Source organism: Mesorhizobium sp. L-8-3 (assembly GCF_016756615.1).
Classification (GTDB): Bacteria; Pseudomonadota; Alphaproteobacteria; order Rhizobiales; family Rhizobiaceae.
The window spans coordinates 7,763,041-7,775,087 of the sequence record NZ_AP023262.1 but is presented as its reverse complement, the minus strand read 5'-3'; the positions used below and the strand labels follow the sequence as shown (position 1 = coordinate 7,775,087).

Below are 12,047 nucleotides of genomic sequence, written 5' to 3'. Positions count from 1 at the left end.
GTGTCCGATCCCGAACTGATCATCTTCGACTGCGACGGCGTGCTCGTCGACAGCGAGCCCATCTCGATCGGTGTCCTCCTCGACTATGTCGCGGGCCTGGGCGTGGCGATCGGCGAGGAGGCCGCCTACGACAAGTTCCTCGGCAAGAGCATGGCCACGATCACCGGGCTCTTGCGGACGGAGTTCGGTCTCGGCATCACCGACGCCGATCTCGACCGGATCAGGGCAGCCGTCTATGCCCGCTTCGAGCGCGAGCTGCAGCCGATCCCGGGTATTCGCGATGCGCTCCTGGAGCTGGGCGGCGCGCGCTGCGTCGCGTCGTCGAGCCAGCCGGAACGCATCCGGCTGTCGCTGGGCGTCACGGGACTGCTGGAATTGTTCGAGCCGCACATCTACAGTTCGACCATGGTGACCAAGGGCAAGCCGGCGCCGGATCTGTTCCTCCATGCCGCGAAGGAGATGGGCGTGGCCCCTTCGGGCTGCGTCGTTATCGAAGACAGCGCGGCCGGCGTCGAGGCGGCCAAGCGAGCGGGCATGCAGGTGCTTGCCTTCGCGGGCGGGTCGCATGCGGCGACGCCGGGCCTGCGGGCCGCCATCGCCGCGCTAGAGCCCGATGCCGTCTTCCACGACATGAGCCTCTTGCCGGAAATTCTGGCCGGCTGGCGGAAGCGGCCGTCTTGAGCGAAGCCTTGCTCTGCGCGGTCGATGTCGGAACCGGCAGCGCCCGCGCGGGCATCTTCGACAGGAACGGGCGGCTGTTCGGCCGTGCGGAACGGCCCATTGCCATGAACCGGCCCGCGCCGGGCCATGCCGAACATGATTCCGAGGACATCTGGGCGGCCGTATGCGCGGCGGTGCATGCTGCGCGCGACGATGCGGGCGCGGCAGCCTCCGACATCGCCGGCATCGGGTTCGACGCCACCTGCTCGCTGGTCGTGCGGGGGCGGCAAGGTGAGCAGTTAGGCGTCTCGACGAGCGGAGAGACCCGTTGGGACACGATCGCCTGGCTCGATCATCGCGCGCTCGCCGAGGCCGAAGCGTGCACGGCCAGCCGCCACCCTGTGCTCGACTTTTCCGGCGGTGCCATGTCGCCGGAGATGCAGGCGCCGAAGCTTATGTGGTTGAAGCGCCGCTTTCCCGGGACATGGGCGAATGCCGGCCGGTTCTTCGATCTTGCCGATTTCCTGACCCTCCGTGCCTCGGGCTCCGAGGCCCGTTCGCTCTGCACGCTCACCTGCAAATGGACCTATCTCGCCCATGAGCAGGACGGCTGGCGACAGGACTTCTTCGAGGAGATGGGGATTCCCGATCTTTTCGAACGCGGTGGCCTGCCCCGCCGGGCCACGCCGGCAGGCGCAGATCTCGGCCCATTGACCGAGGAAGCAGCGGCGGGGCTCGGCCTAACCAGGGCCTGCCGTGTTGCGGCCGGCATCGTCGATGCCTATGCCGGCGCGCTCGGCGTGCTGGGTGGTTTTGCCGGCGATGCCGCGGCCATGGAGCGGCATATGGCGCTGATCGCCGGCACTTCGAGCTGCGTCATGACCATGTCGCGCGGGCCGCGTCGCTTCCCCGGCTGCTGGGGTCCCTATTTCGGCGCGGCCCTGCCGGGCTTCTGGCTCACCGAAGGTGGCCAGTCGGCGACAGGCGCGCTGCTCGACCATCTCATCCGCTGGCGTGGCGGCGAACCCGATGCCGCCGCCCACGCCCGCATCGTGGAGCGGGTCATGGCGCTACGGGCGCGGGAGGGACTGGACCTCGCCGGCCGGCTTCATGTGCTGCCCGACTTTCACGGCAACCGCTCTCCCTTCGGCGATCCCAGCGCGCTTGGCGTGGTCAGCGGCCTGACGCTCGATACCTCCTTCGACAGCCTGTGCCGTCTCTACTGGCGCACGGCCGTCGCCATCGCGCTCGGCGTGCGCCACATCCTCGACGCGCTTCGCGACAACGGACACACGCCAGAGATTTTGCATGTCGGCGGCGGCCATTCGAGGAACCCATTGCTGATGGAGCTCTATGCCGACGTCACCGGATGCAGGGTGGTCGAGCCGTCGGCGCAAGATGCTGTGTTGCTCGGCACCGCCATGCTGGCGGCGAGTGCCGCCGGCCTCTATCCCGATCTGGCTTCCGCTTGCTCCGCGATGCACCAAGGCGGAACCGAACGCCGGCCCGATCCCACCGCGCGCATCCGCTTCGACCGCGACTACCGCGTCTTCCTCGAAATGCACCGCCAGCGCCGGGTGCTGGACGAGATGACGACGCAGGATGGCTGACCTGCATCGTAGGCGCTGGGCAACCCCTCATCCGACCTCGCCCTTTCGGGCGAGGTCACCTTCTCCCACAAGGGGAGAAGGCCGGAGCCAGGCTTTGCCAGCACTGCCAATCACCAACGTCGGCGATTGGCGGAAGCGTTGCAGCTGCGTCCCTTCTCCCCTTGTGGGAGAAGGTGGCCTCGCGAAGCGAGGTCGGATGAGGGGTACTTGCTGAAGCATAGCAAGACTATCGCTCACCTCACTTCCCCTGCAGTCGCGCCCGCATGATCGCGTAGTAGTCCGCCAAGGCCGGAAGCCGCTGCGCCAGCCCGTCGAGCCGAGCCACCGCCTCCGCCGGGCGCCCGGCATAAAGATCGTCCAGGAATGACCGATGTTCGGCGCGGGCCGTGTCGTCGGCCTCGGGCACGACCGTCGATACGGTCGCGGCTTCCGTCTTGCCCTTCACCAGCACGCGGTCCAGCTCGATCACGGAGAAATCGCCGGCCGCCCCTCGCGCCGTTCCCTCGCCGAGCAGGATGGGCACGCCGTAGGACTTGGTCTGGCCCTCCAGCCGCGCGGCGAGGTTCACGGGATCGCCGAGCACGGAATAGTTGAAGCGGATGTCGGAACCCATGTTGCCCACCACGCAGTCGCCGGTGTTCAGCCCCACGCCGATCGCCAGATGGATCGGCGTCATGCCGGCGGCTTCGGCCTCCGCGGCCAGTTCGGCATTGAGCCGGTCGACGGCCTTCAGCATGCCGAGCGCGGCGCCGACCGCGTGGGCCGCATGGTCGGCGTCGTCGAGTGGCGCATTCCAGAACGCCATGATGGCGTCGCCGATATATTTGTCGATCGTCCCGCCGGCTTCGAGTATTGCGGCCGAAAGCGGATTGAGCAGCCGGTTGATCAGCGCGGTGAGCCGTTGCGGATCGTCCTTCATGGACTCCGCTATGGTCGTGAAGCCGCGTATGTCGGAGAACAGGACGGTGATCGTCCGCTTCTGCCCGCCGAGCTGGAGCTGTGAGGGGTCGCTCGCCAGCCGTTCGACCATCACTGGCGACAGATATTGCGAGAAGGCGCGGGTGATTGTCCGGCGCATGCGCCGCTCGGCGGCGTAGTCGCGCGCGCCTTGCCCCGCTGCCACCGCGACGAAGGCGAGCGCCGGCGTCACCGGCGGCACGAAGACGCGGCCGAAACGCAGGAGCAGGAAACTTCCTGCTGCGCAAACGACGATCGCGCCGGCCACGGCCGCTATGGTGTGCCAGCCCGTGCCGCGCCAGACGGTGATGCCGGCAAGGGCCGCCGCGAGCGCCGCGACCGACAGCAGGGTCTCCGGCGAGATCGTGCGGATGAAGAGGCCGGCGCGCAGATTGTCCAATACCGTGGCATGGATCTCGGCCCCGGACATCAACCGCCCCGTCCGCAGCGTCTGCGAGGTCGGAAAGGCATCGGCCCCGCCGGCCTCCGTCGTCGGCGCCGACTGCATCGACAGGCCGACGATCACGGTCTTGCCCTCGAAATAGCCGTCCGGCAGGAACTCGGCCGGGGCAAGCGCCTGATAGTAGGAAACGGTAGGATAGCTGCGCGCGGGGCCGAAGGTCTGCAGCAGCGCGCCATGCGGCAGCGGCGTCGCCTCTTCTCTCCTCATTTCGAGAAGCACGGCTCCGAAGCTGTCGGGAAAACGCGGCACGGCCCGCAGCGTCCCGTCGGGATCGAGCACGATCGAGGCGAGCCCCGATCTCGCGCCCCTGTCGGTGAACGCGGCCAGGGGCTCCACGCGCAGCATCTGCGCAGCCTGTGCCGTCTCGATGCTGGTGAGGTCGCCGGCGAGCACCACATCGGGGCCGAGTGCGGCGGCAAGGGCCGCATCGGCACCGGGCCTGGGCGACGGCTCGGCGAAGATGACGTCGACCCCGATCACTTTGGCGCCGGCCTCGCGCAGCGCCGAGACCAGCCTGCCATGCAGGTCGCGCGGCCAGGGCCATTGCAGCCCGAGCTCGGCGAAGGAAGGCTCGTCGATCGCGACGACGACCGGCCCGTCGGCGGGGCGCGGCGGCGGCGAAAGCGTGGAAAGATAGTCGAAGGCGCGAGCCTCCACCAGCCGCCACGGCACGGTGAGCGACAGCGGCAAAAGCACGAAGAGGGTCGCAAAGGCGATCAGCACGATGCCGCGGCGGCGATCGTTCGGGTCGGAGACGGCGTTCTTCGGCACGCCGGACGAGGTCCAGCGAGGCGACATCAGAAGCGGACCTTCAATGATCCGACGAGGGTTCGGCCCCAGCCTGGAACGCCCGTCGTTCCATCAATCGCCACGTCGAATTTCTGGTCCAGGATGTTGTAAGCCGCCAATTGGAGTTCGAGACGCTTGTCGAATGGTTCCCAGGTCAGGAATGCGTCCGTTGTCCAGTAGCCTTCAAGCCTGTCACCCACGGCATTGCCGGAACGCGATCCCACATAGGTCGCGGCGGCCGTGGCCTTCACATTCCATGGATTGACATAAGTCAGCCCGAACCTCGCCGTCGTCTCCGGTACGAATGGCAATGGCCCTCCAAATCCTAGGCTGATTGGATCCTGATTCTTCGAATCCGCATAAGCGAAAGTCGCGAATGCACCGAAGCCATGACCGAGCCAAGCATTTGCGGTAGCGCTCACGCGGTCGATACGGCCCTTGGTGAGATCGATGGAGCCGAATTGCGCCGGCTGATCGATTGATAGGCCATGAAGTTCCTGGTGCTGGTACTCGACGGTTGTGAAGAAGCGGCTGGTCCACTCGGCGTCCCACCGCGCAATGGTGCTGTCACTATAGCCACCAAGGCCCAGTGGAGCTTGATTGGACTGCAGTCCGAGGACCCCGATGGGTGCGAGCGTTGTCGAGCCCACAAGCATCGTCTCACGGAGGAAGCCGGCGCGTAGCCAATGTCCGTCGGCGGGAGACCAACTGATCCCCAGTCGGGGCTCGAGCCTGTTGATTTCGATGGAGCCGCCGCTGATGAATATGCCGGAGAGCCCTCCGTCGATTTGCAGACCAGGAGAGAGCCCATACAAAACGTCGAGATACGTGCGGCCAACTCCGGCGGTTCCTGCCGCTTTCTCATCCAGAAGCTGGATCGGCGGTATGATAGGGAAATCGGGAAACGAAAGAAACGTGCTGCGAGAATAGTCCAGATCTATGATACCTCCCTCCGCTCCGTAGCGGATCACTGCATCGCCGACCCCAAGCATATGATTTGCGGCGATCAGGTAGGCACTTTGGTTGTTTGACTCGTTGTCTAGGATTCGCACATTTGCTGCGGTCCCGGTATCAGGGTCGATTTGCGGGAACGCGCGTATCTTATCTTGTTTCCTGTCGAGGTTGCTTGCAAATACGGCAACGCTTGCCACGTTGCGGTAGCCGAAAGTATGGCTCCAGGCTGCCGCCCCGGTCGAAAGTCGAGAGTCGGATTCGTCGGCAAATTCCACGAGCACTCCGGGTGGTATAATTCCCGGAGCTAGATTTCCCTCATATCGCTGATCACTCGATGTCACATTGAAATACGTAACAATTCGATCGTTTGGTGTCGGGCTGGCAGTCACGAATCCGGACCCGCTTAGGAGCTTGTAATTCGTATCGAGAGATGAACCGATCAGGATCGGCTCCGATGGGTTGTTTAACGGTCTTTGCTCCGAATCTTCTTGGGCGCTGAACTGCAGGAACGTGGTCCACGGCATTGGTGTGGCTGAATACGAACGCAACTCCGCTTCAGTGTTCCACCCCCAATTGCCGCCGCTGTTCGTAAAGCCGCCACCGAGCGCGCTTTCGAAGAAGGGTTTGCGATAGAGATAGATACCTCGCTCAGGTGCCGAGAGCATCTGGGGGTCGAGCATCAGGCCCTGAAAGAATGATGAGAAGCCCGGCAGGCCAGGTACAGGTTCAGCCTGTATCGAGCCAAAGTCCGGCTGATTCGCAAATGGGTCTGCGCTGCCCGCAAGCGCTTGGTCGACATAGCCGCTTGCCGTAAAGGGGTCGAAGACGATGTCGCCGTAATAGCGACCCCAGGCATCGAGGCCTTGCAGGCGGAAAGCATCGTTGACTGTCGAACCGGCATCTTTGTTGGCGCTGAGCGGTGCATACGCGCCACCCCGTGCCCGCGACCGTCTCAACGTCTCCTGGGCGCTCAGGATCGCTCGGTCGGAATCGTAGTCGTCTATCGCAACTACGGTAGCCATGTTCGATATGACCGGATCATTCGGGTCGAGTCGGTCGGCATTCTCCAAAGCCTGCTCTCCGGCCTCCTGATCGCCCTTCTCGAAATAGCCACCGGCAAGAAGCAAAAGCGCCTGCGCATAAGCCGGATTGGCCGTTGAGCCTGCGAGCAGGTCCTGCATGGCCTTGTCCATCTCGCCGGTCTGCAGATAGTAGCGGCCGCGCGCGACGAGGCCGATGTCGAAGGAGGGGTCGACCGCGATCGCCTTGTCGATCAGCGCCTTGGCTTCCTCTACCCGATCCTGGTCGAGATAGATGAAGGCTAGATTGGCGTAGGCTACCGGGTCGTTGGGCTCGAGCTCAATGGCGCGCTTCAGCGCCGCCTCCGACTCGCGTTCAGCGTCGCGTTCGCTTTGCAGATTCCCGAGCGCGTTCCAAATGGTCACCGAGCCGGGCGCAATCGCAGTGGCGCGTTCGAGGTCGGCGAGCGCACCGTCCAGATCGCTCTTGATGCCGGCCTTGTAGGTGGCGCGGGCTTCCAGTGCCGTCGGCTCGTCCGGATCGAGCGCCAGCGCCCGTTCCACTGCTGCTTCCACCTGTTCGCGATCGTCGAGTAGGATGGCGATCTGTGCCCGGTATGCGGGCAGCGTCGGGTCGTCGGGATACTGCGCCTCGGCGCGCCGGAGCACTTCCGCCGCACTCTTCAGGTCCTTGAGGAAGCCGGCCGCCCATGCTTCGGCCAGAGCAGCCTGCGGACCGCCGCCGCGAATGACGGGGGGCTGCTCGACATAGTCCGGATTGGCAAGTGCCCTCGCGAAATACCCTCCGTAGAGCGCGACCGCCCGGCGTCTCGCGTCGAGCCTCGACGCGGCGCGTTCGAACAGCCGCGCCGCCTCGGCATATTGCTGATCTGCGCCGGCCAGTAGGGCGTCGATCAGATCGAGACGTGCCTTCTGTCCCGCCGTCAGCCGGAAGGCCCGCGCCTGCGCGGCGGCGGCTTGTGCGGCCTGCCTCCCGTCATAGGTGAGCGAAACCTCCGCCAGGACCAGCCAGTCCTCGGCACTGCGCGCCGTATCCGGCTTGGCTGAGATGCGATCACGCTCAGCCCTCATGTCGGGCGCGGAGAGCGGCGATGCAGGTATGGAGGCGAAGGACTGGCGCAGAGTCAGATAATAGAGCATCTGCTCGCGGTCCTTCGGCGCGACGATGACCACCTTGGTGGGCGCCTGGCCGATGCGCGCAACCGCCGCCTCGCCTTGGGCGACGCGGACGGAGCCAAGTTCGTTGGAGAGTTCGACCACGCCCTCCAGCACGATCAGCGAGGTCTTGTCGCCTTCGACCGTCATCGTCCAGTCGGTGCCGCGGATCGCTGCGGCCGCCGCCGGTGTCTCGACCGTCAGGCCGGCGCCGCCACGCTGCGCGCGCGCCCAGATCGTGCCCGACTGCAGCATGAACTCGCTGTCCGAGGCGTCGCCGACCTTCTTCACGACCAGCGTCGTGTTGCGGCCCATGCGCAGCTGGGTGTCGTCTGCGAACAATATTGCAAGGTGGCCATAGGCGTTGGTGCGCAATTCGTCGCCGGCGATCAGGTTCTGCCTGATGTCGACGCCGCGCCAACCGGCGAGATCGATGAACTGGACCTCTTCGCCCGACTTGCGGGCTATGACCGACCCTGCGGCCGGCTGCGATCGCGGGAAGATCTCGGCATGCGCCGATACCATACACCCCAGCACCGCAAGTGCTGCCACCCCCGCCCGAAACTTGCGCATGTCTTTTTCTTTTTCTTGTGCCGCCTCTCGGGTCGAGGATATGTGTGCAAATCGATTGGAGTGTCAAGTTTTCATTGGCGACGGCTCGACGCTTCGGCAACAAAGCGCTCAAAATTTGGGCAACGGACATTTCATCATGGATATCGAACAAGTCGAATCGACTCTACCTGAAGTAGCCGAAGCGGAGGTTGCTGAAGAATCGTCCGAGCCAAAACTCTATCTTGACCACCTTAAGAAGATAAACGACGTATTCTACGACCAGATCCGGATCGCCGACCAGAAGGCGGCTTACATATTCACCTTCATGATTGCCTTCCTCGTTTCCTCGGCCGAAGGCAGGGGGGTTTTTACGCTCAACCGCTACTTGAACGGCGATCCGCTGGTCATCGTCTTCTCCGCGGCGCTGGCGATCTCGGCCGTCGTCTCGATGGTTTCGGCGATCCTGGTCGTGCTGCCGCGCCACCGCACCACCTCGACCTCGCTCTACTGGGGCGGCTGGCCGGCGAATCGCGAGGCGTTCCTCGCCGCACATAATGGCGGCGACAAGCCCGACTATCTGTTCCGCGAATATCTGGGCAATGTCGACAACCTCTCGGCCATAAACCGCTCGAAATACGGTCACGTCGGTCGGGCCTTCCGCGGGCTCATCGTCACGGTGGTGTCCTATGTGCTGCTGCTGGCTTCCGGCGCGGCGTCCGGCGGCGGCTTCTGATCATTCGGCCAGGGAAGAGAGGGACGCCGCATTGCCGGTGCGGCGGATTTCGCCTAACCTTGACCAGACGATAAAAAGCTTCGCCAAGAAGACATCGGACAAGCCAGAGGGTCGAACAATCATGAGACTGCAATCAGGACAACGTCCTTTTCTTCCGTCGCGCCGCGCCGTGCTGAAAGCCGCGGGCGCCGGTACCGCCCTTGCCGCATTCGGCGGCCTGCCGGGCCGACTGCTGGCCGCCGATCCCATCAAGGTCGCGGCGATCTACACCGTGCCGGTCGAACAGCAATGGGTGAGCCGCATCCACAAGGCCGCGAACGCAGCCAAGGATCGCGGCGACATCGAATATGTCTATTCGGAAAATACCTCCAACAACGACTATGAGCGCGTGATGCGCGAATATTGCGAGGCCGGCCACAAGCTGATCGTCGGCGAGGTCTTCGGCGTGGAGGACGCCGCGCGTTCCGTCGCCAAGGACTATCCTGATATCGCCTTTCTCGAAGGGTCGAGCTTCAAGCCGGACGCGGCCCTGCCCAACTTCGCCGTCTTCGACAACTACATCCAGGACGCTTCCTATCTCTCGGGCATCATCGCCGGGGCCATGACCAGGTCGAAAAACATCGGCATGGTCGGCGGCTATCCGATCCCTGAAGTGAACCGGCTGATGAACGCCTTCATGGCCGGCGTGAAGGAAAGCGCGCCCGACGCCAAGTTCCAGGTGTCCTTCATCGGCTCCTGGTTCGATCCGCCCAAGGCCAAGGAGACCGCGTTTGCCCAGATCGACGGCGGTGCCGACCTGCTCTATGCCGAGCGTTTCGGCGTTTCGGACGCGGCGAAGGAGAAAGGCGTGCTGGCGATCGGCAACGTCATAGACACGCAGTCCGACTATCCCGAAACGGTCGTCGCTTCTGCGCTGTGGCATTTCGAGCCGACCCTCGACAAGGCCATCGCCGAGGTCAAGGCCGGCACTTTCAAGGCCGACGACTACGGCGTCTATTCCTTTATGAAGAACGGCGGCTGCTCGCTCGCACCGCTCGGCACCTTCGAGGGCAAGGTGCCCGATGCGGTGAAGGCCAAGGTGGCCGAGAAGGAGAATGCCATCAAGGACGGCTCCTTCACCGTCGAGATCAATGACGGCGAGCCGAAGTCGGGCTGAGTGTCCCTTCTCTCGTCCCGTTTACGGCTGGCATATGCACACATCTTCGTTCCCAAAGAGAGGGCGCGGCGTGGAGGTCCCCCTCTCCCCGTTCCTCTTCACGGGGGGAGGGTAAGGGTGAGGGGCTCTTTTTGTGACGTTTGCGCCGCCCTCATCTGCCTGCCGGCATCTTCTCCCCGTGAAGGACGGGGAGAAGACAAAACGGCCGCAGCCTCTCATCCGCTCTGCAAAGAGTGTGCACTCCATAGCCGTAAATGGGGGGGCGGCAGGCAAATGAAGGGCGGTGCCGGCCGGTCAGCATCGTCCACCGAGTCGCGTCCATAGGAAGCGGAAGTGGTCGGCGCGCACGCTTTCTCGGATGTTCGATCCGCTCAGGAACTTGATGGAAACCTCTACCTCACAAGCAGACAGCGACACTGCTCCCGTCCTGCGCCTTTCCGGCATAACCAAGCGTTTCGGCACGCTCGTCGCCAATGACGCGATTTCCTTCGACCTGAAGCAGGGCGAGGTGGTTGCCCTGCTGGGCGAGAACGGCGCCGGCAAGACGACGCTGATGAACATCCTGTTCGGGCACTATGTGGCCGATGAAGGCGCGGTCGAGGCCTTCGGCAGGAGCCTTCCGCCGGGCGATCCCAAGGCGGCGCTGTCGGCCGGCATCGGCATGGTGCATCAGCACTTCACCCTGGCCGACAACATGACCGTGATGGAGAACATCGCGCTGGGCACCGAGGCGTTGTGGCGTCCCCGGCTGGACCGTGGAGCCGCCCGTCGGCGCATCCGCCAGCTCTCCGCCGATTTCGGTCTGGCGGTCGATCCCGGCGCGACGGTCGCGACGCTGTCGGTCGGGGAGCGCCAGCGTGTCGAGATCCTCAAGGCGCTCTATCGCGATGCGCGCATACTGATCCTCGACGAGCCCACGGCAGTGCTGACGCCTGGGGAAACCGAGGCGCTGTTCGGAACGTTGAAGCTGCTCGTCGCCAGGGGCCTGTCCATCATCTTCATCTCGCACAAGCTGCATGAGGTGATGGCCGTGAGCGACCGCGTGCTGGTGTTGCGCGCAGGCAGGCTCGCGGGAGAGCGCGTCACGGCCGGCACCAGCCGGTCGGAGCTTGCCGCATTGATGGTCGGGCAGGAGGTCGTCTCGCCCCCGGTAAGCCCGGTGCGCAGCGGCCCGCCGCTGCTTTCGCTTCATGAGGTGTCGACAGCCGCTCCGGGCTCCGGCGCCCGTCTCGACGGCGTTTCGATGACACTTCTGGGCGGCGAGATCATGGGCCTCGCCGGGGTCTCGGGCAACGGCCAGTCGGCGCTCGCCGGCCTGATCGCCGGCACCCTGCGGCCCTCGGCGGGCCGGATAGCCCTCAACGGCGCCGAGCCGCGCGACTGGTCGCCGCGGGCCGCGCTCGACAGCGGCGTCGCGCGCATCCCCGAAGATCGTCATGCGGTGGGCACGATCGCCGATATGAGCGTCACCGAAAATGTGATCTCGGAACGCTACCGCTCGGGACGTTTCAGCCGCCGCGGTCTCCTCGACTGGGGCGCGGCGCGCGATTTCGCGTCCGGCCTCATCCGCGACTACGACGTCAAATGCCCGTCGCCGGAAACGCGCATCAGGCTCCTGTCCGGCGGCAACATGCAAAAACTCATCCTCGGCCGGGCGCTCGATCCGGAACCATCGATCATCCTCGCAAACCAGCCCACGCGCGGCCTCGATGTCGGCGCCGTCGCCTATGTGCACCGCAGGCTGCTGGAAGCACGGGAGCGCGGTGCGGCGATCCTTCTGATCTCGGAAGACCTCGAGGAGATACTGGCGCTGTCGGACCGTATCCTGGTCATCTCCAAGGGACGGCTGTCGACGCCATCGGCGCGCGGCGAACGCTCGATCCGGGAACTGGGGGAACTGATGGCGGGACATTCGGAGGCGGCGGCGTGAGACGTTCTCCTGGGATCGCCAGCGCCTTGCGGCGTACCCCTCATCCGA

At 64.8% G+C, this 12,047-nt stretch carries 7 protein-coding genes; 5 read left to right on the top strand and 2 right to left on the bottom strand.

The window, feature by feature from the left end; translation table 11 throughout:
• Together JN302_RS35835 and JN302_RS35830 are read left to right on the top strand one after the other, a co-directional pair.
• Window positions 1-681, top strand: coding sequence for an HAD family hydrolase (locus tag JN302_RS35835; protein ID WP_244846108.1), 681 nt, complete (start codon window positions 1-3; stop codon window positions 679-681).
• Entirely contained in the window at window positions 678-2,270 is a 1,593-nt protein-coding gene (locus JN302_RS35830) for an FGGY-family carbohydrate kinase (protein WP_202330741.1), read from the top strand. Before JN302_RS35835 ends, JN302_RS35830 begins: the two co-directional genes overlap by 4 nt.
• 238 nt (window positions 2,271-2,508) lie before the next feature.
• Here the strand turns inward: JN302_RS35830 and JN302_RS35825 are convergent, their stop codons facing one another.
• Together JN302_RS35825 and JN302_RS35820 are read right to left on the bottom strand one after the other, a co-directional pair.
• A complete protein-coding gene (locus tag JN302_RS35825; RefSeq protein WP_202330740.1) occupies window positions 2,509-4,488 on the bottom strand; it encodes a CHASE2 domain-containing protein in 1,980 nt (659 codons plus the stop codon).
• Window positions 4,488-8,201: a FecR domain-containing protein gene (locus tag JN302_RS35820; protein ID WP_202330739.1), complete on the bottom strand. Its 3,714-nt coding sequence runs from the start codon at window positions 8,199-8,201 to the stop codon at window positions 4,488-4,490. The genes JN302_RS35825 and JN302_RS35820 overlap by 1 nt, the downstream gene beginning before the upstream one ends.
• A 136-nt stretch (window positions 8,202-8,337) precedes the next feature.
• On the opposite strand from JN302_RS35820, the gene JN302_RS35815 reads away from it, so the two are divergent.
• From JN302_RS35815 to JN302_RS35805, 3 genes are all read left to right on the top strand, one after another.
• On the top strand, window positions 8,338-8,913 hold the full coding sequence (locus tag JN302_RS35815) for a Pycsar system effector family protein (protein WP_244846765.1): 576 nt from the start codon (window positions 8,338-8,340) through the stop codon (window positions 8,911-8,913).
• A gap of 121 nt (window positions 8,914-9,034) precedes the next feature.
• A complete protein-coding gene (locus tag JN302_RS35810; protein WP_202330738.1) occupies window positions 9,035-10,069 on the top strand; it encodes a BMP family protein in 1,035 nt (344 codons plus the stop codon).
• Between the two features lie 382 nt (window positions 10,070-10,451).
• Window positions 10,452-11,999 (top strand): ABC transporter ATP-binding protein, encoded by a 1,548-nt coding sequence (locus JN302_RS35805; RefSeq protein ID WP_202330737.1) that lies wholly within the window; start codon window positions 10,452-10,454, stop codon window positions 11,997-11,999.
• Window positions 12,000-12,047: the final 48 nt, after the last annotated feature.

Coding starts and splice junctions, on each gene's coding strand:
- JN302_RS35825 (WP_202330740.1), bottom strand. CDS start 4,488: ATGTCGCCTCGCTGGACCTCGTCCGGCGTGCCGAAGAACGCCGTCTCC.
- JN302_RS35820 (WP_202330739.1), bottom strand. CDS start 8,201: ATGCGCAAGTTTCGGGCGGGGGTGGCAGCACTTGCGGTGCTGGGGTGT.
- JN302_RS35815 (WP_244846765.1), top strand. CDS start 8,338: ATGGATATCGAACAAGTCGAATCGACTCTACCTGAAGTAGCCGAAGCG.
- JN302_RS35810 (WP_202330738.1), top strand. CDS start 9,035: ATGAGACTGCAATCAGGACAACGTCCTTTTCTTCCGTCGCGCCGCGCC.
- JN302_RS35805 (WP_202330737.1), top strand. CDS start 10,452: ATGGAAACCTCTACCTCACAAGCAGACAGCGACACTGCTCCCGTCCTG.